This is a genomic window from Roseivirga echinicomitans (assembly GCF_001592935.1).
GTDB lineage: Bacteria > Bacteroidota > Bacteroidia > Cytophagales > Cyclobacteriaceae > Roseivirga > Roseivirga echinicomitans.
Genome location: NZ_LRDB01000050.1, coordinates 283,188 through 305,803 on the forward strand (window position 1 = coordinate 283,188; position 22,616 = coordinate 305,803).

General features: G+C 39.1%; 22 protein-coding genes. 21 read left to right on the forward strand and 1 reads right to left on the reverse strand.

All coding sequences use genetic code 11. From position 1 onward, the window contains the following. Nucleotides 1-234: 234 nt before the first annotated feature. The 8 genes from AWN68_RS15405 to AWN68_RS15440 all read left to right on the forward strand — a co-directional run bounded on the left by AWN68_RS15405 (nucleotide 235) and on the right by AWN68_RS15440 (nucleotide 8,619). Nucleotides 235-1,251: an alpha/beta hydrolase gene (locus AWN68_RS15405; RefSeq protein ID WP_068417595.1), complete on the forward strand. Its 1,017-nt coding sequence runs from the start codon at nucleotides 235-237 to the stop codon at nucleotides 1,249-1,251. Nucleotides 1,252-1,325: 74 nt separating this feature from the next. Further along, the gene (locus AWN68_RS15410) at nucleotides 1,326-1,973 is read left to right on the forward strand and encodes a class I SAM-dependent methyltransferase (RefSeq protein ID WP_068418537.1); all 648 of its coding nucleotides are present in this window, start codon (nucleotides 1,326-1,328) and stop codon (nucleotides 1,971-1,973) included. A 158-nt stretch (nucleotides 1,974-2,131) separates the two neighbouring features. Then, entirely contained in the window at nucleotides 2,132-3,061 is a 930-nt protein-coding gene (locus AWN68_RS15415; protein ID WP_068417596.1) for a TolB-like translocation protein, read from the forward strand. Between the two features lie 100 nt (nucleotides 3,062-3,161). Further along, nucleotides 3,162-3,449, forward strand: a complete 288-nt coding sequence (locus AWN68_RS15420; RefSeq protein ID WP_068417599.1) for a YdhR family protein — start codon at nucleotides 3,162-3,164, stop codon at nucleotides 3,447-3,449. Between the two features lie 180 nt (nucleotides 3,450-3,629). After that, entirely contained in the window at nucleotides 3,630-4,211 is a 582-nt protein-coding gene (locus tag AWN68_RS15425; RefSeq protein WP_157716263.1) for a Crp/Fnr family transcriptional regulator, read from the forward strand. Between the two features lie 191 nt (nucleotides 4,212-4,402). Beyond that, the gene (locus AWN68_RS15430; protein ID WP_068417606.1) at nucleotides 4,403-5,119 is read left to right on the forward strand and encodes an SRPBCC family protein; all 717 of its coding nucleotides are present in this window, start codon (nucleotides 4,403-4,405) and stop codon (nucleotides 5,117-5,119) included. Next, nucleotides 5,116-6,090, forward strand: coding sequence for an NAD(P)-dependent alcohol dehydrogenase (locus tag AWN68_RS15435; RefSeq protein WP_068417609.1), 975 nt, complete (start codon nucleotides 5,116-5,118; stop codon nucleotides 6,088-6,090). The genes AWN68_RS15430 and AWN68_RS15435 overlap by 4 nt, the downstream gene beginning before the upstream one ends. A 135-nt stretch (nucleotides 6,091-6,225) precedes the next feature. Further along, entirely contained in the window at nucleotides 6,226-8,619 is a 2,394-nt protein-coding gene (locus AWN68_RS15440) for an ABC transporter permease (protein WP_068417610.1), read from the forward strand. A gap of 696 nt (nucleotides 8,620-9,315) precedes the next feature. Here AWN68_RS15440 and AWN68_RS15445 read toward each other — a convergent pair. Continuing rightward, complete coding sequence (locus AWN68_RS15445; RefSeq protein WP_084362887.1) at nucleotides 9,316-10,815, reverse strand: S8 family peptidase; 1,500 nt, start codon at nucleotides 10,813-10,815, stop codon at nucleotides 9,316-9,318. Nucleotides 10,816-10,976: 161 nt separating this feature from the next. Here AWN68_RS15445 and AWN68_RS15450 point away from each other — a divergent pair, with 161 nt between their 5' ends. The 13 genes from AWN68_RS15450 to AWN68_RS15510 all read left to right on the forward strand — a co-directional run bounded on the left by AWN68_RS15450 (nucleotide 10,977) and on the right by AWN68_RS15510 (nucleotide 22,605). Further along, the gene (locus tag AWN68_RS15450; protein ID WP_068417617.1) at nucleotides 10,977-11,804 is read left to right on the forward strand and encodes a M23 family metallopeptidase; all 828 of its coding nucleotides are present in this window, start codon (nucleotides 10,977-10,979) and stop codon (nucleotides 11,802-11,804) included. A gap of 58 nt (nucleotides 11,805-11,862) precedes the next feature. Beyond that, complete coding sequence (locus tag AWN68_RS15455) at nucleotides 11,863-12,180, forward strand: hypothetical protein (protein ID WP_068417620.1); 318 nt, start codon at nucleotides 11,863-11,865, stop codon at nucleotides 12,178-12,180. A gap of 106 nt (nucleotides 12,181-12,286) precedes the next feature. Then, nucleotides 12,287-12,796: a hypothetical protein gene (locus tag AWN68_RS15460; protein ID WP_068417623.1), complete on the forward strand. Its 510-nt coding sequence runs from the start codon at nucleotides 12,287-12,289 to the stop codon at nucleotides 12,794-12,796. A 297-nt stretch (nucleotides 12,797-13,093) separates the two neighbouring features. Then, entirely contained in the window at nucleotides 13,094-14,134 is a 1,041-nt protein-coding gene (locus tag AWN68_RS15465) for a class I SAM-dependent methyltransferase (protein ID WP_084362915.1), read from the forward strand. 443 nt (nucleotides 14,135-14,577) lie between these two features. Beyond that, a complete protein-coding gene (locus tag AWN68_RS15470) occupies nucleotides 14,578-15,615 on the forward strand; it encodes a serine hydrolase domain-containing protein (RefSeq protein WP_068417627.1) in 1,038 nt (345 codons plus the stop codon). A 243-nt stretch (nucleotides 15,616-15,858) separates the two neighbouring features. Continuing rightward, entirely contained in the window at nucleotides 15,859-16,287 is a 429-nt protein-coding gene (locus tag AWN68_RS15475; RefSeq protein ID WP_068417629.1) for a DUF7674 family protein, read from the forward strand. Beyond that, on the forward strand, nucleotides 16,223-16,852 hold the full coding sequence (locus tag AWN68_RS15480) for a GIY-YIG nuclease family protein (RefSeq protein WP_084362888.1): 630 nt from the start codon (nucleotides 16,223-16,225) through the stop codon (nucleotides 16,850-16,852). Before AWN68_RS15475 ends, AWN68_RS15480 begins: the two co-directional genes overlap by 65 nt. A gap of 298 nt (nucleotides 16,853-17,150) precedes the next feature. Beyond that, nucleotides 17,151-17,369 (forward strand): hypothetical protein, encoded by a 219-nt coding sequence (locus AWN68_RS15485; protein ID WP_157716264.1) that lies wholly within the window; start codon nucleotides 17,151-17,153, stop codon nucleotides 17,367-17,369. 2 nt (nucleotides 17,370-17,371) lie between these two features. Then, nucleotides 17,372-17,824, forward strand: a complete 453-nt coding sequence (locus tag AWN68_RS15490) for a hypothetical protein (RefSeq protein WP_068417638.1) — start codon at nucleotides 17,372-17,374, stop codon at nucleotides 17,822-17,824. Between the two features lie 219 nt (nucleotides 17,825-18,043). Beyond that, nucleotides 18,044-19,726 (forward strand): formate--tetrahydrofolate ligase, encoded by a 1,683-nt coding sequence (locus AWN68_RS15495; protein ID WP_068417640.1) that lies wholly within the window; start codon nucleotides 18,044-18,046, stop codon nucleotides 19,724-19,726. Nucleotides 19,727-19,738: 12 nt separating this feature from the next. Continuing rightward, entirely contained in the window at nucleotides 19,739-20,581 is an 843-nt protein-coding gene (gene fdhD / locus AWN68_RS15500; RefSeq protein ID WP_068417643.1) for a formate dehydrogenase accessory sulfurtransferase FdhD, read from the forward strand. After that, a complete protein-coding gene (locus AWN68_RS15505) occupies nucleotides 20,578-20,940 on the forward strand; it encodes a DUF7009 family protein (protein WP_068417645.1) in 363 nt (120 codons plus the stop codon). Before fdhD ends, AWN68_RS15505 begins: the two co-directional genes overlap by 4 nt. A 15-nt stretch (nucleotides 20,941-20,955) precedes the next feature. After that, the gene (locus tag AWN68_RS15510) at nucleotides 20,956-22,605 is read left to right on the forward strand and encodes an NADH-ubiquinone oxidoreductase-F iron-sulfur binding region domain-containing protein (protein ID WP_068417648.1); all 1,650 of its coding nucleotides are present in this window, start codon (nucleotides 20,956-20,958) and stop codon (nucleotides 22,603-22,605) included. Nucleotides 22,606-22,616 lie beyond the last annotated feature (11 nt).

The following is a 22,616-nucleotide window of genomic DNA, read 5'->3' on the forward strand; positions in this document are numbered from 1 at the left end:
GACTAGTGAGGCGACTGAGTGTTATAGCCTATAAAATGGTTGAAACCATTGATCTAAACGTTCATTCCTATAGCCCACGGTTTAATACCTCATCATCAAATTTCCAGTTATCTGGGTATGAAACCACAACCTTGAGTAGAATTCGAAAAAGATGATTAGACCAGAAAAAATAACGTCCACATTAACTTTAGTGAATGTTTAAAAAACTTATGCCAATTACTTTTGTAAGTATTAATGAAAAAAGTAATTCAGAAAATTATTCGATTTTTTATTTTATTACTAATCACTTTATCAATGAGTCTAGGTTCCTCCAATCAGGCAAGGGCACAACAAATGATAGATTCTTCTCAAATCTATATTCATGCTGAAAAAGAAAGTTTCAAATCTCAGTTTATTCAAAAAGCAGCCGCCATTTTTGGCGCAAAAAACATTCTTGAGAAAAAAATCAGTAAGAATAAGGTAGATCAAAAGCCTGCCAAGTTATCCAAATCAATAAAAAAGAATTTGGATGTAACTGAAACTACAAAAAAAGGAAGACAGACTTGGACCTTGAAGCCAAGAAATAAAGCATCTGAAAAGGTTATTCTCTATTTGCATGGTGGAGCGTATTATTGGAATATCTCCAAATACAATTGGTCGTTTGCAGAAAGGTTAATGCAGGAAACGAATGCAACTGTAGTAATACCCGATTACCCCTTAGCGCCTGACGCTACTTGCGATCAGGTGTATGAATTCGTATATGAAATCTATGAAGAACTAATTGCAAGACATAGTACGGAAAATATAATTCTAATGGGAGAATCAGCAGGCGGAGGCTTGGCATTAGGGTTTTCAATGTTTCTGCGCGAAGAGAAAAAGCATCAACCTTCACAATTAATATTACTCGCTCCATGGTTAGATGTATCCATGAGCAATCAAGATATTTTGGCCGTTGATGAAAAGGATAAAATACTAGGCATAAAAGGGCTTCAAATGGCCGGGATAGGATACGCAGGTCAAACGAAACTGGATAATTATAAAGTAAGCCCCATCTATGGTGACCTAGCAGACTTACCACAACTTTCAATTTTTGTCGGAACGCATGATTTACTTTTAGCAGATGCTAGGAAATTAAAAGAGAATGCTAAAACCTCTGGTGTTTCTATAAATTACTTTGAGTACCCTAAGATGTTTCATGTCTGGATTCTATTAAATAAATTAAAAGAAGCTCAAGTCGCAACCGCACAAATCATATCACTAATTAATGATTGAAACTAAAATAGATGCTAATAATACAAAAGCAGCATTAACAAAACTGGCTAGACTAAATAAAAATGACACAAAGAATGAATAAGTCGAAAGAATTCTGGGATATGGCTTCAAAAAATTATGATAAAACAGAAGAGCGTTTTGAATACATTCACACTAAGTCCAGGGAAAAAACTAAAAAATTTCTTAAGAGCGGTAATATTGTTTTGGACTATGGTTGTGGCACTGGTACAACATCCTGTGAACTCGCCAATCAAGTCAAAGAGATTCATGCTATAGATATCTCATCAAAAATGATTGAAATTGCAAAAGAGAAAGCATTCTTCAATAAAGTTGAAAATGTAAATTTCAAACAAACAGATATCTTTGATAAACGTTTCGGCAAGGAATCATTTGATACAATTCTAGCTTTCAACATGTTGCACACTGTTCCTACCCCCCAGGTTGTTATGCAGAGAATACATGAATTATTAAAACCTGACGGCTTATTTATATCTATAACCCCTTGCTTACGGGATAAAATGTCTTTTTTAGTTAGAACTCAGATTCTACTTGTTCAAGTATTGTGTAAAATCGGAATAATTCCCATAGCTATCAGAAGACATAAAAGTTCTGAATTAGATAATTTAATGGCAAATGGAAATTTTCATACCATTCACACAGAAAAAATATTTAAAGGAGCTACCAGTTATTTTATGGTAGCAAAGAAGACGGTTGAGATATGAAAAAATTATCAAAAAATCAGTCACCGAAAGGTATTTGGGTTTGCTCGTTCTGGTCTTAGCGAAAAACTAAGACTAGCGGGGTGAGTATTCTCAATAGGCTTAAAAACTCACAAATCATAGTGCGCGTCACATAACGTTAGCAAACATATAAAACCAAGATGAATAAATTTTTATCGATTTTCTTAATCTTAGTAACCTTTTTTAGTTGTAAAAACAACACTATTTCATACTTTGATCAAGAACCTCCTTCTACAATTCCTAAGTTATTTGCACCATCAATTGTTAATACTGCCAATATCGAACTTAATGTGGTTTTTAATTATGACAATACAGAAATGTTCTTTTCAAGAATTGTGGACAACAGCTTTGTTATTCACCATTCTGAATTAATTAATGGCAAGTGGTCTGATATTAAACCCATTAAAATGTATGACGATAATGTCTTAGTTTCAGTTGCTTGTGACCCCACAATTACCAAAGATGGAAAGACAATATATTTTCTCGGTGTAGACCCTAAGCTTTATAAAAATGATGTTACTCGAGAAGAACTTTACGCGATACCACCAGATATTTATGAAAGTAAAAAAGTGGACGGTAAATGGGAATTAGCCTCTAAAGTGGATTTTTTGGTTTCCACCGAATATTTAGAAACATATCCTGTTGTTACAGCGGATGGGAGTTTATATTTCCGCTCAAATAGACCAAGTGCTACAGGAGGAATGAACACTTATCGTGCACAATATTTAGGAAATGAAAAATTTGAAACACCTGTTATTATAGACACTAAGACAGAGAAAAAGGAACTAATAACTTATGTTTCACCAGATGAACGATATGCCATTACTAACGGACAAGGTAAATTTCAAATGACGTTTAATGATAATGGTGAATGGACAAAACCGAAAGAAATACCATTAAAATATGAAAGCAACTGGCGCTATTATTGTCCATATATGTCTTCTGACGGGAAATATTTCATCTACTCCAGAAGATATAATAACCCTAAAAAAAAGGGATGGGCAGGTGTTGAAAAAGGGGAAGTTTATTGGGTAAACGCTGATGTACTCTTCAATACAAAAATAGAATAAAACATTTGCTAACAATGGTCAGCGCAAAACCGAAAGGTTCGTGAGAAAAAACCCGTTACAACTCATACACAAACCGTTATAAACAATTAAATTCTCCACCATGATCTTACAAATGATAAAATTGAAATCCAATCTTCCTGAAGAAGAATTATTGAAAAGAGCAAAGGAAAGAGAACCTCAGTTTCAAGCTATCCCAGGGCTCCTTCAAAAATACTATGTAAAGACTGATCAATCTGGTGAATATGGAGGCATTTATGTTTGGGATTCTCCAGAATCACTGCAATCCTATCGACAATCTGATTTAGCCAAAAGTATTCCTGAAGCCTATGAGATTAATGAAGCTCCAACTATTGAAATAATGGATATTCTTTTTCAACTAAGAGAATGAAAAAATTAGTATCGAATAGCAGAACTCAATTGTTACATACGGAATTCCGCCCTTGTTGGTGTTTTTCACCAACAAGCCACCTAGAGGTGAAAACACCAACACCATTAGATAATTGTCTCTAAACGACTAACTTTAAAGTGAGCGTTAGCCAATGTTGTGCGTAATTAAAAACATGATTGAGTGGGTTTAAAAGAAAAAATTAGAACAATGATCAGTAAATTCAAAATACTGAACAAAGAAGAAATTGAAACCCTTGTTGAAAAGACTATTGTACATGAGTTTAAAAAAGGGACACTGTTGTTAAGAGAAGGACAAGTTCCAACAAAGTGCTTCATGGTAGTTGAGGGTTGTGTTAGAGAGTATATAATAAAAGATGGAGAAGAAAAATCTACGGCTTTCTTTATGGAAGGCGATACATTTACACCTCATTCCATTGACAGTAAACCCTCCAAATATTATTGGGAATGTACAGAGGATTGTATTTTAACCGTTAGTAATAAGAGTTATGAAGAAGAGGTACGTGCCTTACTTCCTCGACTTAATGATGTATTTCAAGAAATTGCTATCGATAAGTTAAACAAATCAAAAGAGGAATGGAATCATTTTATTTCTTCGTCACCAGAAGAAAGGTACCTGAATTTACTTGAAACAAAATCTCACCTCCTAGAGAGAGTCCCCCACCACCAGGTAGCTAGTTACCTTGGAATTAAACCACAATCATTAAGTAGAATTCGTAAAAGAATCTTAGACCAGAAAAAGTAGTCCGCAAATGATTCTTGGTTGACTTTCGAAAGCCTCCTTGGTATAATCAAAGATATCCTTTTCATTGATTCGGAAATCTAATCTCGTCCGTGAAACTGAGAAGAAACAATGCCCATTAACTTAAGTGAATGTGTAAAAAATTCATACCACTTAATTTTGCTGTATAAACATCAGAATTAAGACAATGAAGTATGAGAAAAGTTAAGATCTACCGGCACAAGCTATCAATATTGTCGGTTTACACTACTATTCTGGTAATTGCTTCCTTAACATTTTCAAGTTGTTCAACACACCATGCGGTTCGATTAAGAAATAAGAATAATAAAGAATCGAGTGCTTTTCAATGGAAGGATATTAAAACAAGTCGAGATAGTGAAGATGAAAAATGGACTATCTATTCCCGAAACATCAAAGGAACCAATTACTCAGAATATAAGATTGAAGGAGAAATAAAGGCATCATCAAAAGCATGTATTGCAGCCTTTAAACAGGACATTCATACTCAAGCCGCTGATTTGAAAAACAAGAAATATCCAACTTATGAAATCGTCAGTGAGTCAAATGACAGTCTCTTAACCTACGTCATTCACAATGAACCTCTCCCATTGAAAGACACTGAAATGAGTGTCATGTACGTCTTTTCCAATAATGAAGGCGGAACCACAGGAGTAACATGGCATGAAGCATGGGAGGTGAATCCAGTTCCTCCTTTTAAAAAACTAAGCCGAGTGGAGACGTTCAGAGGCTCTTGGGGTTTCGCCCCCACATCTAGTTATGCTACCCAAGCAGTTAACAGCGTACAATTTGACCCGAAAGGAATGCCCTTATGGCTGATTAAACCAATGGTAATCAAGTTTTTAAAAAGCGGATTGAAAAACGTTAGAGTGGAAACCACCAAAAAAACATGAAGGCTGTAATTTGCACAAAATATGGACCACCTGAAGTACTACAAATTCAAGAAGTAGAAAAACCTGTCCCAAAGGATAATGAAGTACTCGTGAAAGTTTATGCTAGCACAGTAAGTGCCGCTGATTATAAAGTGAGGAGCTTCGATCTTCCAACCTCTATTTGGCTCCCCGCTCGATTATTATTGGGGCTTAGAAAGCCTAGAAAATGTATTTTAGGAATGGAATTATCAGGTGTTATTGAATCTGTTGGTAAAAATGTAAAGTCATTTAAGGTTGGAGATCAAGTTTTCGCAGCTACCCTACAAACATTTGGCGCTTATGCAGAATACATATGTTTACCTAAAGACGGACCAATTGCTTTAATCCCAATTAATATTAGCTTTAAAGAAGCTGCGGCTATACCTATCGGTGCTCGAACCGCATTTCATTATCTCAAAACAATAGGTCAAATTAATATAGGTCAAAAAGTGCTTATATATGGAGCTTCGGGAAGTGTAGGTACCTATGCCGTACAATTGGCCAAATATTTTGGCGCAAAAGTTACCGCCATTTGTAGCACGGCTAATATGAGTCTGGTAAAAAGCCTGGGTGCTGATGAAGTGATTGATTATACGAGACAGGATTATATTAAACAATTAAAAAAGTACGATATCATATTTGTTACCGTAGATAAACTCCCCTTTAGTATATGTAAAAAGGCTCTGGACTATAAAGGGACTTATTTAAATGTGGGTAGACCCTTAAAAAACCTTGCTATGCTGTGGGCTTCCTTAGCAAGTAGTAAAAAAATTATTGTGGGTGAAAACTCTCCAGAGAATTCAGAAGTGCTTAATATTTTGAAAAAAATTGTAGAAGAAGGACAACTTAAAGCGGTTATTGATAGAAGCTACCATTTGGATCAGATCGTGGAAGCACATCAATACGCTGACCAAGGACATAAAAAAGGGAATTTGGTAATTACTGTAAATTGATAAAACGTGTGGTAGCACTGTATATAGCTAATAGGGCGTATCTTGGTTAACGAAAGTTTAAGGCTATTTACCAACACTGCCAAATTAAAAATTTGGCTTTTACAATGGATAAGGTAAAACAAAACAACAACTCGCATGCTTAAAAATTATATAAAAGTCGCTTTCAGAAGTCTACTGAGACAACCAGGCTATACTGCCCTCAATATTATAGGGCTAACCGTTGGAATTGCCTCTAGTCTTATCATTCTACTGTACATTTTTCATGAAACGAGTTTCGATAAACAGCATTCAAAGGGTGATCGAATCTATCGGCTTTCAACGGCCATTATTACGCCTGATAACTCATTCAAGTCAGCAACTATGACAAGTCAAGCTGCATTTACGGTTAAAAATGAAAATCCAGAGGTAGTACAGGCCGCTCGAATGCAAGGCCTAAGTGACCAAGGTGGAATGCGATTTGATTTCAATCAAGTGAACTACTATCAAGAAAATGTCTATGCTGCTGACTCCACGATTTTCGAATTATTTGATTACGAATTTATAGCTGGAAACCCTGAAACGGCACTGGAGGCTCCGAATTCCATTGTCATCAATAAGTCCATGGCCACCAAAATATTCAAAAATGAAAACCCAATTGGTCAAACCATTAAAAGTGGTGTCAATAGGGAAATGTCTTTGCAAGTAACAGGCGTATATAAAGACATGTCTAACGCTTCTCATCTTATTGCTGAGGCATTGATTTCTTGGAAGTCTGCCTTCCCAGATGGAGATACAGGTTGGGGACAGTGGGGTGTTTTTTCTTATGTTTTAGTGAATGAAGGTGTAACGCAGGAAGCGTTGCAAGCCAAGCTTGATTTGACAGTTGCTAAATACATAGATCCAATTTTTGATCCGCTTAACATCGAGACTAAAATGATACCAGTCCCGCTAAAAAGTATCCATTTGAATTCAGATTTCGATAATGAACCCGTTCCTGTTGGCAACATTCAGTATGTGCAAATATTCACTGCAATAGCAATTTTCCTTATCATTATTGCCAGCATCAACTATATGAACTTGGCCACAGCACGATCTACCAAGCGAGCAATGGAAGTGGGTTTAAGAAAAGTAATGGGTGCCCAAAGAAGTGGTTTAATAGGTCAATTTTTGACTGAATCAATTCTAATTACGCTCATATCCCTCATCTTAAGTGTTCTTGTTATAATTGCTGTTGTCCCTGCTATTAACAGTATTGTGGGTACTCATTTGGCTATCGAGGGATTACTAAACACGAATGTGATCTTGGCGGTCATAGGTATTGTATTTGTTACAGGGTTTCTAGGTGGCTGTTACCCTGCTTTCTTTTTGTCTTCTTTTCAGCCAGCGGCTGTGCTTAAAGGAGGTGCAGGAAAATCTGGAAGCAAATTATTAAGAAAATCCTTGGTGACGATACAGTTTGCCATTTCCATCTTCATGCTCATTGGCACTTTGGTTATTTATAGTCAAATGCAATTTATCAGGAACAAAGACTTAGGTTTTGACAAAGAGCAGATGATGCAAATCGACTTTAGAAGTACCGCAGATGCAGAGAAATGGAATGTGCTTAAAAATGAATTAGTCCAAAATGCCAATATAAGTGGAACCGGATCTTCGAGTTCAACTCCCGGAAATGGTTATTCTAAAAGTGTACATCTAATCGAAACTGAAGAAGGGCCAATGGACAACCGTGGAATAAACTTTTATTGGGTTGACTATGATTTCTTTTCTACCCTAGGTGTTGATGTGGTTGAAGGGAGAAACTTCTCATCGGATTATCCTTCTGATTCTTCTCAAGCCGTAATGGTAAATGAAGCCATGGTACGAAGAATGAATTGGACAAACCCCATCGGTAAAAAAATTAATTTGTTTGGAAATGATTCTATACCCTCTGCTCTAGTGGTTGGTGTGGTGAAAGATTTCCATCAACAGTCACTTTACGATCCAATCACTCCCTTGATGTTCATTCCAAGCCTTATAAATGGTTCTGCCATTGTTAAAATCAATGGAAATATCACAGCTACAATCGACTTTATCGAGGCCGCATGGGAAAGAACATACCCAACCACAGCATTTGAATATGTATTTGTTAACGAGCGATTCATGGAAAGTTACGAGGCTGACGAAGTACGTGGAAAGCTATTTTTAGGCTTTTCTGGCATGACCATCTTGATTGCTTGTTTAGGATTATTGGGCTTGGCATCCTACACGGCTGAGCAGCGTTCTAAGGAAATTAGCATTAGAAAAGTGCTTGGCGCTAATACGCAAGGCCTGATTAAACTACTCGTCAAAGACTTTGTGATTCTCATTATTATAGCTGCCATACCAGCGTCAGTCTTGGGCTATTTTTCTATGATGAGTTGGCTGGAAAGTTTCCAATTCCACATAACTCCTGGGTTTACAATATTTGCAACTGTACTGGTAGGTACTATTGTATTAACGGTGCTTACTACTGGTTATCACACTCTTAAAGCCGCTACTATTAACCCTGCACAGAAGCTGAGGGGTGAATAAGGAATCGAACAAATATGAATATGTAGATCTATTCTGGGTGGATACACAGATTATTGAGAATCTCAGGCCCAAATAGGTCAGAACGTATAATGTAGGCAAATCAAGAAATAGAATCTCAACTCACGGAGGAGTTCTCAGTCTAGCTTGGTTGTCATCACTGATGAATCATCTAGAATAATTGAACATAGTTATTATCATCACGCACAAATTATTTTGATAGAGAAAATCATAGCTTACTATTATTAGAGCATACAACAGTGCATGAAATTAGCCATATCCTTTTGTTTGTAAATGCAATGGTAGTCGTTAATTAAGCGATTACTAACTTTATACAAACCAGCTGTCTGTAATCTTGAAGTATAGAATATGACCTACCACCAACAAGCATCTAATAAGGGTTTGAAACAATATATCAGATGTTTTTGGTGGTTGGATAACGATTCATCCGAAAATCTTGAATACACGATTTACCCCACTAATCTTCGTTTGCAACGAGGATTTTGCCTCCCTTGTTGGTGTTCTTCACCAACAAACCCTAATTCTGGTCTTCGCGTCTCGCTGAGCCCCCATCTAATATTAAAAACAGAAATGTAATTATCTCTTTCAATCTAAGCAACGACCCCTACTAATAAAATCTAATCCGCTTAGCCTTTTAGTCTTAGCGAGACGCTAAAACTAGTGGGGAGAATTAACGTATCAACGCTTCATAACAGCCTTTATCGCATCATAGGCATTTACGAATCCGTGCCCACTTTGGTAATCAAAGCCCTCAGCCCCTATGTCTTCAGCAGTCTCTATCAGAATTTCTTTGATTTTCCATGGCAGTAAATCAGGATTTGCCGAGAACATTAACGAAACAATACCAGCCATATGCGGGCTAGAAAGAGAGTTTCCATTGGCCTTGTTCAATAAGTTACCTTCCGGATCTATGCAAGGTATCTCGAAGTTTAGTGTAGCAAAATCCGGCTTGGCTACCGTGCCCTCTTTATAGTAATCAGTATTCCATTCCACTGGCCCTTGGCTACTGAATACTGGTCGTTGCCCATCTTCACCCACTCCGGCAACTCCTAGCACCACGTTGGGTATATCCTCTGGCGTTCGCATCTGAACAGGAATCGCTGCCTCACTTGCTCCTGAAGCAAAATTCCCCGCACCTGAAATGAATACAACACCGCTCAATGTCCCGTGTTCTAGTACCTTTCTCCAATGGGTTCGGAATTCACCAAGGTTGGGCTGAGAAAAACTCATGCTATAAGTATCAGCGCCTTGCTCTATCGCCCATTCAACGGCTTGTTCAAAATTTGAACTTCCAATGACTGGCGCCCATTGTGAGTCCGGGGCAATGCCTACCGCCTGATTTGTATTGGTTTCAAGTGTCCCAGAAATCAACGCTGCGCACATATTTCCGTGAATGTTGGTTCCTCTTCGAATATTGGGTTCGTTCAGGTTGGCAAGTCCTGCATCAAAATTATAACCATGATAATCATCTATGAAGCCGTTATTATCATCATCCAAACCATTACCGGGTATTTCTCCGTCATTGGTATAAATAGTCTCTGCCAAAGCTGGAATATCTAACTTAAACCCAGAATCATGGACCACATTCAGTGTTCCTTTTCCTGTGATGCCAAACTCACTCCATACTTCTGGCGCACGGATTCTTTTAATATTCCAAGGATAGGATTCTACACTTTCAATGTCAAAACGAGAAACGGGTTTGCTTTCGATAAACTCCGGCCCCATATCTTCCCTTTTGGTATAGGATGGAGGTCGTTTCACAAATATTTTGTCTACTCCTTCTAATGCTTTAATAGAATTCAAGCCTTCTGTGGTAACCGTACAGGTGAAACCGTTGATAATCCAATGCTGTTTTACAGCCAAAACCTGTTCGGCACTTTCAAGAGCGTTGAGTTGGCCCTTAACTTTATCAAAAGACGTATTGCTCAATGCCTTCAAGGCCGACACCACTTCCACCCTTAGCTCTCCCCGCTTTCTGTCATTGAATTCTTCCGCCTTTTTTAAAAAAGAATCTTCATGCTCCAAATATTGATTATCGAACCATACTACAATCGTTTGCAAGCCGTCTGTTGCAATATAGGCAGGGTCTAGCCAAACAGTGTGCTCATTATTTACGGAGCACATTGTAATGGTCGATAACCACAAAGCGCTTATGATCATTAATATTGAAGCTTTCATAGTGACAAGTTATGGTTATTTCAGTGAAACATTTCGCCCCTGCTGATCCTTTACATCAACAAGCCACCAGACCAGAAAAACACAAACACTGTTAGGCAAATTATTGCTAAACGTTTAACTTTAACTGAGTCTTAGCCTAAGTTATAGTGCTTTGAAATAAGATGAGAAAAATAGACATTACTATATTGATATTGGTCTTAAGTGTTCTGAATTGTTTTGGTCAAAAACAAAAAGACGAGCCCACCAGCTACCTAGATGATTTATCTTTTGAATGGATAAATGATTTGGATACACTCAAGCTTGTGGCCAAAAACGAATTATTCACCCCTATTGAAATCTACTTTACGTCAAGAGAAACTCAGGAAGAACTAAGGTCTTTTCTACTAAAACCTAAAGACAGTTTAGAGCTCATTAAATATCATGGGCAAATACCTGAATCTACATATAAATCAAACTTTGCAGACAGTATTCGCATAGGTTATGTTTTTGGACATGATTCTGTAATTGAGCCAGATTTAGATTATTTGTACAGACTACCATTTAAGCGGAGAAAAAAGTATGAGCTAAGCCAAAGTTTCAATGGTAAATTTTCTCACAACAGCCTAGAATCCAAGTACGCGTTAGATTTTCAGTTAAATATAGGAGAACCCGTTTATGCTGCTAGAGAAGGCACTGTGGTGAAAGTAATTGATTGGTTTACCAAACAGGGTGGAAAGGAATTAATAAACGCTGCTAATAAAATCATTGTGCTGCACTCAGATGGCACATTAGCGAATTATGTTCATTTAGACTACAAAGGAAGTTTTGTTAAAGAAGGTGACAAAGTCGAAAGGGGACAAAAAATTGGAACCTCAGGATTGACCGGATATACACGCGGCCCTCATTTACATTTTGTAGTGCGAAAAGGAAGAGATATTTCAATTCCCATATACTTTGAAGGTTATGAAGGTAAAGTGCCAAAGATAGGGAAGCGGTATAAAGTATATTGAGGCAGTGCAACTAAGTATGTGAGGGTTAGCTATAAGTACCAATAATTAATAGAGCATCGTGACTAAAAACAAGTTTAGTGGAAAGTTGGGGGAATTGATTGAGAGAGCAGAACGTGGAAATGAAGAAGATGTCGATTATGTAATAAGCCATCTCACTGATAATTCTACTTTAGCCATGACTCGTTATGTCGACTTTGCTTTAAGCTTAGTAGAAAATCAAAAAGGAATATCACGTTTAGAGTATTACTTGTTTAATGGAACTCTTATTCAGCGCAATTATTGTTGCTTGTTTTTCAATCGGAGGTTAGATTATGAGCTTGTCGATCGAGCTTTCAGGGCAGGCTTAATAGATGAAATACAAGCATTTTCAAGGTAGACAAACTCAAGAATACCTGTTATTTAAGAGTGCTACACAGCTAAAATCATGTAAAAAGCATTAAAACTAATTTTTTAATTGACCGTTCGCTTATTGGAAAATCGCAATGAGAAAATTTAATTGTATAATTCTATCTCTGTTCATCGTCACTTTAACTAAGTGTGCAGCGCAACAAACCTTAGCGTTTAAAACAATTTTAGACGCGACCAAAACGAGTAACACTCCTTCAAAATTTACCAAATTCATTGAACCCTATGGATTTTGTTTTGTCGAGGAAAAAGAAATGCCAACGTTTACCTACTATACCCACTTTAAGTGTGGAACCAGTGATATAGGCACCGAAGGCATCAGGGTTAATTTTTCAGTATCAAATGATGGCTCTTTAAATTCTTCATTCTTGACAAGAAATGAAGGTATGGTTTCCGGATTCAAAAAAGAACTTGAAGAATTTAAGTTTATTGAAACCCAAGAAAACGTTGATTTATCAAGACAGAATGCCAAATGGTACACCTCTGACAATTACCCTGAGATATTAGTGTTGTGGGAATATAATCTTGACGAGAATAACAGAAAAGTTTGGCACATAGGTTTTGTATGGAATACACCCCAAAATTAGGTCGCCTTTAGCCCCCCACTGATAAATTAAAACAGAAAACGAACTGTGTTAATATAGAATTTCTACCTTTGTGGTCTGTTTAACTAATGCCACATATTATCTGTGTCTTTCTCAAAAGACAAACTCGACAAAACGAGTAACCAACGCATAGAAATCGCATGATTTCGTACTGCGCAGATAAGCATATCCACTTATTTCAACAAATTTTCAATAGAAGCAATTGATTACAAATCGCTTGCTTTATCACTTTGCAATGTGCTTTACATTTCAACAGTGATGATTATACAATCATTAGAAATGAACAGTAAACAGCTAATAAGCAGAAACATAGAAGCATTCTATAATAAAGCATCAGAAGAAACCAGGCTTGACAAAGGCATGGGAGTATTTGAATTTGAAAGAATAAAATCACTTATAGAAAAACACATCCCATCGTCCTCTTCAACAATAATAGATGTGGGTGGCGGTACAGGAAAATACTCCGAATGGCTCGCCAAAAAAGGACATCAAGTACATTTAGTGGAGCCCGTTGCTAAACATATAAAATTGGCTCAAAATAGAGCGAACAGGTTAAAAGACACGTTTTCTATTCAACGAGGTGAGTCTCGAAAACTAAATTTTCAAAATAATTTTGCCGACCTCATCATCCTACACGGACCACTTTATCACCTACAAAAAAAGGAAGATAGAGATTTGACCATTAGTGAAGCAAAACGAGTGTTGAAAAATGGCGGAATCATACTGGGTTTTGCCATCAATTATACGGCCTCAACGCTGGTTGGGCTTTTAAATGGTTTGATTCATAAAAGCCCATTTTTTGAAATGTGTAAAGCAGAATTGACATCAGGAATACACAATCCACCAGACGATTTTCCTTGGCTTTTGGCCGAAGCCTATTACCATACGCCTGAACAACTCAAAAACGAGTTTATGGACCAAGAATTAATCTACCTGAATACTTACGCGGTGGAAGGCATGGCTTGGTTAGACAAAGCCTACTTTACGAGTATGCTGAATGACCACCGAAAAAAAACATTACTAGAACTCATCCGCGTCACAGAAAACGATAGCTATCTTTTACCTTTTAGCCCACATATGATGATCGCTGTACAAAAAAATCAACTGATGGAAAGTAAAGAAAAGTACCACAAAGCACTGATAGACAACAATGGTCAACTCAATGAAATTGACCTTGGGGAAACAATTAGACTCTCAGAAAAGGAAACACAACAGATAATTGCACAGCTTTTATCAGAACATAAAATAGAATATGTCGAAAACGGAGCTTGTAATTATAGCATTATGAAAAGGGCGAATAAGAGCGGTAAAAACTGGTGACAAGGTTTAAGCAATACTGTCTCATTCTGGTCTTAGCGTCTCGCTGAGACCCCACCTAAAATTAAAAACTGAATTGTAATTATCTCTTTACAACCTAAATAACCACCACTACTAATAAAATCTAATCTGCTTTATCTTTTAGTCTTAGCGAGACGCTAAGACTAGTGTGGGCTGTCTATGGTTAACACCTCTCCTCCGAACAAACAGACTCTTACGGTTTCGTTTTCAAACTCAACCTTAGTTGACGGTAAATTGTAGATCTTTGCAATTAATACACCCCTTTCCGCCTTTGTTGGCGTTTTCACCAACAAGCCGCCTAGCCGCCAAAGGCTAGAAAAACACAATCACCATTAGACATTTATTACTAAAGGCTTAACTTTAAAACTGAGCCTTTATTCAAGCCGTTATGTCCAATTCAGTAAAACCGCACCGCCCTTAATAGCATGAAGAAGAAACAAACAAAACGAATACTCAAACTCACGTTTATTCTCGCCAGCATCGCCTCCTTGTTTTTCGTGCCTTGGATACTGGTTTGGGCTTGGATCTTACCACTGCCTAATACCGTTCAAGAACAGGTAAATGAGGCCCTTGATCATGGCTTTGAAGGCATTATCGTCTACGTGGACGAGGCAGGCAAAGCACCCGCATTTTATACCGCGGGCTGGCATGACAGAGAGAATAAAATTCCTGCTAAACCACAGGCTTTATTTAAGCTGGCCAGTATTAGCAAATTATATAACGCGGTGGCCGTCACAAAGCTTGCGGCTGACGGACGTTTGTCACTGGATAAAACGCTAGCTGATTACCTTCCAGAGCTTGTAGGCGGCATCGAAAACGCTGACAAGATCACCTTGAGAATGATGGTGCAGCACAGGAGTGGCATTCCCAATTATACAGACACACCTGATTATTGGGCTGCCCCAAAAGAAAGCAGCAAAGAAAACCTCGAATTAGTGCTTGGTAAGCCCGCCAATTTTAAACCCGATAAGGACTACGAATACAGCAATACCAATTATCTATTGCTTGCCGAAATCATGGATAAAGTGCTAGGCTACCCTCACTTTCAATTCATTCAGGAAGAAATTCTAAACCGACTTCAACTGAAAAACACTTTTGCTTCACTTGATGACGTTAATATAGATGATGTAATGAGTGGCTATCATGTCGGACATCCTTTTGACTTAAAGACCGACAAACAAGGAATGTTGGCTTCAGCACAGGATGTCGGTATTTTCTTGAGGGCGCTCAACGATGGGTCATTGTTTGATGAAGGAGAGCAATCCATCTATTCATCCATTTACGAGTATGAACATAAGGGATGGGTCCCTGGCTATCAGAGTATTGCCAAATACCACAAAGACATTGATGCGGTGGTGATTCAGTTTACAAACACCACTGACCCGAAATTATACAACTGGAATTTAGCGGACATTATACATGCTCGAATAGTAAAAAAACTGAGGCGTGGAAAAGACTCATAAAATGTAATCCATCCGCCCAGCCGCCCTTGTTGGTGTTTTCACCAACAAGCCACCTAAAGACAACGCTCTTCCCCACCCCAAATAATTTTTGTTACCTGTTGCATCCTTAGCCCGAGACTTTGAGCTATTCTTATGTAACTCTAAAGGGGTGGGAAAATATAAATCACCATTAGATATTTATATCTAAACGATTAACTTTAAAGTGAGCGTTAGCCAACGCTGTGTGGATTAGAAGAACAAAATATGAAAAGTGAAAATTGGATTGATGTAAACGATGATAAGATGGGTGCTGACAGGTACTTTGAACTACTTGTTAATGACTTCCCAATGATCCGAAATGAAATACAAGAAGAAGACTCTGACATGATTCACATGAGAATGGAATGTTTCGCAGATTACACGATTAAACAAATAAAAGGAGACAACGATAGGGAACTCAAAAGATGCTTTGACTTTCAAGAATCTAAAATTGACTTGATTAATTCTGACTTGGAAAATGCTCTAATTGTTTCCTACTGCGAATCAATGCTCTTGGGTGAAGTAGCAAAAAAAATGGATAGAATAGTCGATATAATGCCAGATAAATTGAGAAGAAAATACCTTGATTATGAAGCCTATTACAACAAGTTGGGTGAAACTTCAAAAAAAAGAACGCCTCACAACAATGGCTAAAAATATGGTTACGTTAGGCAAAATTAAAGATCGAATTGGTGATTCCAACTGGTTTTTATATGTACTTAAACTAGAAGAAAGCAAGTATTATATCGGAATAGCCATTAACCCTGAACAAAGATTCTCTGAACATCAAGAACAAGGGAAGAATTGCTCAAGTTGGTGTAAGAAATTCAAAGCATTGGAAATCTTGGAAATTGTTGATACTGGACATAAGAGGATGAAAGATGCTACGCTATTGGAGGACATTTTAACACTCAATTATATAAGAAGATACGGCACAGTTAATGTCAGAGGCGGAAGGTATATTGGAAGTGAACGTAAAGTTCAAAAATCCTCTGAGCATCATTTGAAAAGAGGTTATATAACAGTGATGCATAGACTTCTCGAACAATTCAATATTACATTTCACGAAATAAGTGAACTGGGTCTCAATGACTTTATTATGGATATCAGAAATGAAGCATTTTTAAAAAATATCATCGCGATAACATCTCACTCAGAGAACCCGAAAACTACACTTCTTGAAAAAATAACCAAAGCACAATCGAGTATACGGCCATGAGTGATAAGCACAGTGGCTCTATCTCCCTTTAATCCAGCCGCCCTTGTTGGTGTTTTCACCAACAAGCCAACTAAAGACCAACGCTTTTCCCTACCCCTAATCATTTTCGTTGGCTGTTGCATCCTTAGCCCAAGACTTCGAGCTATGCTCATGTAACTCATAAGGATTGGGGAAATATAAAATCACCCTTAGACAATATAGACCTTCAATAAACTTCCTTATAGCGACCTTGGGTTCTATGAGGAAGTTTCAATAAATTACATGGCACTTGTGATAACTGGCAGAACTTATAATGAATATGGACTATAAATTTAACGATGTAGGAAACGAAGATACTTCAATTGAGTTCTCAGCTCTTGGTCATAATCTTTCAATTACATCTTATGATTACGAAGAGGGGGCCGAAAACAACTGGGTGAACATTCAAATCAACAAAAATGATATTGACGAGCTAATTATTGCTCTTACGAACATTAAGAATGAGATTTCGGATTGGGAGAAGAAGGCAAAGTCTTGACTATGAACTCAAATGAACGTTTTCTATATCAGCACCGAATTCTCAAACTAAGTGAGAACAAACTCGAACAGTGGAACCGAAACGAAGAAGTTGATAAACTAATATTTGCAGCGGAAAACGGCATGTTTAACATTAGACTTAAATGTATTGAATTTCTTTCAGGAAGAATTGCTGAACATGATGTTAAGAACCTTTTAACTTCTATGATTTCAGATGATGTTGAAGCCGTATCCGAAGCTACAATGAAAGTTTTGGAACAGTCTGCAACATCTGAACTCTTAGAATTGATCAAACGAACTCGAAAGCATTGGAAAATCAAAAGGAAGAAAAGACCAGCGAATTCCTACATTACGAATGTCCAATTTGGAGACACAGGAAAAGCACGACCTAGCGAACGCCTAATGAGCAGACTAAGAGATCAACAACGGACTAATCAACCGCCATATGGATTCTAAAAACAATTGTCAATAACGTTCCGCCCTTATTGGTGTTTCACCAACAGGCCTCCTAAAGATAACCCTCCCCACCTCTTTAATTCCACCCCTCCATAAGCCGAAAAAATAAAGATTAGTTGATAAGTCGATAGTGATTCTTAAATTAGGATACTAATAAGCAAACGTTTGCAGGTCAATCCCCAAATCCCCATTGACTTTTGAACCATGACAAATTAACCTATGGAGAAAAAACACCTTAGCGATATTGCTATCGCCCAAGCCGCTGACATCAAACATATTAACTCGATTGCCGCCAAAATAGGCCTCTCAGAAGATGACCTGGAGCATTATGGCAAATACAAAGCGAAGCTTCCACTCAGGCTTATCAATCAAGCTAAAATCGAGAAGAGTAACCTTATCCTTGTGACCGCCATGACACCAACTCCTGCGGGAGAAGGAAAAACCACCACGTCAATTGGGCTCACAGAAGGACTCAATAAAATAGGAAAGAAAACAATTGTCGTACTGCGGGAGCCTTCATTAGGGCCTGTATTCGGTATTAAAGGCGGTGCAGCAGGTGGCGGTTATTCACAGGTAATTCCTATGGAGGACATCAACCTTCATTTTACAGGAGATTTTTCAGCCATTGAAAAAGCCAATAACCTGCTTTCGGCATTGCTTGACAATAACATTCAAAGCAGAAGCAATAACCTGAATATCGACCCAAGAACCATTGCATGGAAACGAGTGATGGACATGAATGACAGGGCACTACGACAAATCACGATTGGTTTGGGAGGCACTGCCAACGGTATTCCTAGAGAAGATGGCTTCAACATCACTCCCGCTTCTGAGGTAATGGCCATTTTGTGTATGGCTGTGAGCTTCGCTGACCTAAAGAAGAGACTTGGAGATATCTTTGTCGGCTACACTTTCGACAAGCAGCCCGTTTTCGCAAGAGACCTCAAGGCTGAAAATGCCATGGCCATTTTGCTTAAAGATGCCATTCAACCCAACTTGGTGCAAACCCTTGAAGGCAACCCAGCCATTATACATGGCGGTCCCTTTGCCAATATTGCGCAAGGCACAAATACCATTATTGCAACTAAAATGGGGCTTTCTCTAGCCGATTATGTGGTAACAGAAGCGGGTTTCGGTGCCGATCTAGGCGCTGAGAAATTCTTAGATATCAAATGCGTATCTGCAGGTTTAAAACCCAAAGCGGTAGTGCTTGTGGCCACGATTAGGGCTTTAAGGCACCATGGAGGCGCTAAACCAGAAGAATACAATACGCCATCGGTAGAAAGAGTGGAGAAGGGTTTTGCCAACTTGGCCAAGCACATAGAAAACATTAAAAAGTTTGGCATCAGTCCGCTGGTGACCATCAATGCCTTCCCTTCTGACACCGAGGAAGAAGTGAAATTTATTCAGCAGCACTGCGAAGCAATGGGTGTTCAGGCCGTGGTAGCCGATGGCTGGGCAGACGGTGGCGCTGGAATGACCAACTTGGCGGAAGCTTTGGTAAAAGTGGTCGAGGCAGATGAGAGTAATTTCAAACCTTTATACGACTGGAAGTCCCCTATTCGAGAGAAAATTGAAACCATCGCCAAAGAGATTTACGGTGCAGACAAAGTAGACTTCTCAAAAAAGGCTCAGCTTCAAATGAACAAAATGGAAAAGCTAGGATTTGGCGAATTCCCAATCTGCATGGCCAAAACCCAGAAGTCTTTGAGCGATAACGAATTCCTTCGTGGAAGGCCAACCAATTTTGATGTAGGCGTCAGAGAATTTGAATTTGCAGCCGGTGCTGGCTTTATCATTCCAATTCTCGGACAAATGATGCGTATGCCGGGCTTACCTGCTGTTCCTGCCTCAGAAGGCATGTCTATTGACGATGATGGTGTGATTTCAGGCTTGTCCTAAAAGTATCAAAGCATGGCCATTCCTGTTCAAGCAGTTGAAATAGTTCGCATCGGACCAAACGCTCCCGAAACCAAACCTGATTTGGTGGTTTCGGAAGAGCCACTGGAAATCCGTCTTGGACATGGGCCTGTGGATAATCGACAGCAATTCAGCTTGTCGGTCACCATGCGTACGCCTGGCAACGATGAAGCGCTTTGTCTAGGTTTTCTTTATACCGAAGGCATCATCAATGCAATGGATGAGGTCATCAGTGTCAAGTATTGCGAAGATTTGGGCAGAAACGAAGGCACGGAGAACCTGATGCGCGTTGAATTAAAACCATTCGTGGAAATTGACAACGAGCAATTCAAAAGGAACTTCTACACCACTTCCAGTTGTGGCGTTTGCGGAAAGGCATCCATCGATGCGATTAAAGTAAGCTGCGAAGCCCTGTCTTCAACGCCCATTCAGATGGGAAAGGAAGTGCTATTCAGCCTACCCGATCGACTGAGAGCCTCTCAAAATGTATTTAAACATACAGGGGGGCTTCATGCCGCTGGTCTCTTTGATGTACATGGTGAACTCATTGTGCATCATGAAGATGTCGGCAGGCATAATGCCTTGGACAAGCTCATCGGTTCAGGACTTATTAAAGGGAGTCTACCCTTCTCAAACTCCATATTAGTCTTGAGTGGACGTATCAGTTTCGAACTAGTACAAAAGGCTTTAAGGGCTGGTATTCAAATCATTGCAGCAGTAGGCGCTCCCTCAAGTCTGGCCGTAAACCTAGCCGAAGAGTTCGGTATGACGCTGGTCGGATTTCTCAAAACAGATCGATTCAATATTTATACAGGAAAAGAAAGGGTAATGGTATGAAGCTAAGAATTCAAGGGAACAGTATTCGAGTCAGACTCACCCAAACCGAAGTGAACCAGCTTGGTGAAGGCGTAGATTGCATCAGCAAATTAGACTTCCCCAATGGTCATCGCTTAAGCTATCAAATTAGCGTTGCGGCTGAGCTAGGTTGCACTTTCAGCGACAATACAATCACCGTTTTGCTCCCTGAAACTGAAGTCAGAGGCTGGGCCACATCAGATCAAGTGGGAATCAAGGGAGATTTGAGCTTAGAAAATGGAGATAAATTGAGTATTTTGGTTGAGAAGGATTTTAAATGTTTGACGGAAAGAGCTGAAGATGAAAGCGATCTATTCCCAAACCCGAAAGAAAGTCATTAACAGTAATTAAGTAAGATGTCAGAAAATCTTAGTGCATTATCCGGTAGAAAAGGTTTGGAAGAAAACCTCTTCGAACAATTGGTTGAGAAATCTAAAGTGACTGGTGCGCCAGATAACGAAGAACTGAAGGCCTTGGCCAAAAAGTACCTGATGGGTGAAGCCATTACTTATGGCACCGCTTCCTTTTATGACTTCTTGAAAAAGGAGCACGAAGGGGTTAAAGTCCATGTTTGTAATGGAAGCGCTTGTCTGGTAGCCGGTACTCAAGACCGAGTAAAAGTCAAACTTTCTCGACACTTTAAAGACGCTGAAGTGGGCCACATGTGCTGTTTAGGCCGATGCCATGAAAACAGCGCCTTCAACTATAACGGCACTAATTACTCAGGCAATGCCATCGATCAATTAGAAGACATTGTTCAAAAAACTGACAAAGACTTATCCGACAACTATAATGTTGGCGCTACTAGCGAGCGAGTATTGACTGGCGAAGCCATGACTGCTCAGCAATTCAAAGAGGAGTTTTCAAAAATATTGGCCAATGGCCCTGAATGGGCATTGGAGCAAATTAAAACTTCTAATATCCGTGGACGTGGTGGAGCAGGTTTCCCAATGAGTTTCAAACTCAATGCCTGTAGAAATGAGCCCGATCCTCAGAAATTCATTGTCTGCAATGCAGATGAAGGCGATCCCGGTGCGTATTCTGATCGCTACCTTTTGGAGCAACAACCCATGCTCGTGCTTTTCGGCATGATGACAGCTGGTTATATCGTGGGTGCCGATCATGGTGCTGTCTATATCCGTGGAGAATATCCTGAATCAGTTCGGGCCTGTGCCGAAGCGGTGAAAGAACTAGAAGCCATCGGTATGCATGGAGCAAACATTGGCGGCTCAGACTTTAGTTATCACTTTAAAGTAATTGAAGGCGCTGGCGCCTATATCTGCGGTGAAGAAACCGCGCTCCTCTCCTCTTTAGAAGGACAAAGACCTGAGGTAAGGGTGAGACCACCTTTCCCAGCACAAAAAGGACTTTTCAATAAGCCAACCATTGTCAACAATGTAGAAACCTTGGCAGCTGTGCCATGGATCATCAGAAATGGTGGCGATCAGTATGCCAAACTGGGAACGGAAAAATCAACGGGTACCAAACTCGTTTGTCTCGATTCATTCTTCAATAAGCCAGGCATGTACGAGGTAGAAATGGGGCATTCATTCAAAGACTTAGCGTATAACATTGGTGGTGGGTTCAAGGCACCTGTGAAGGCCGTTCATATCGGTGGCCCATTGGGTGGAATCGTCCCTACTCACAAGATTGATGATTTGAACATCGACTTTGAAAGTTTTGCCAATGGCGGCTTTCTGCTAGGACATGCAGGGATGGTTTCCATTCCTGAGAAATTCCCGATGATCGAGTACTTAGAACACCTCTTTGAGTTTACCGCAGACGAGTCCTGCGGGAAATGCTTCCCTTGCAGTATCGGTTCTGTGAGAGGAAGAGAGATGATTGCCAATGCTAGAAACGGTCAAAAAATGGATCGTCAACTATTAGATGACCTGTTAGAAACCCTAGAAATAGGTTCTCTATGCGCCTTGGGTGGCGGTTTGCCCTTAGGGATTAAAAACGCCCTTCAATATTTTAAAGAAGAACTAAAGAACTACTTTCTATAAACACGAAACAT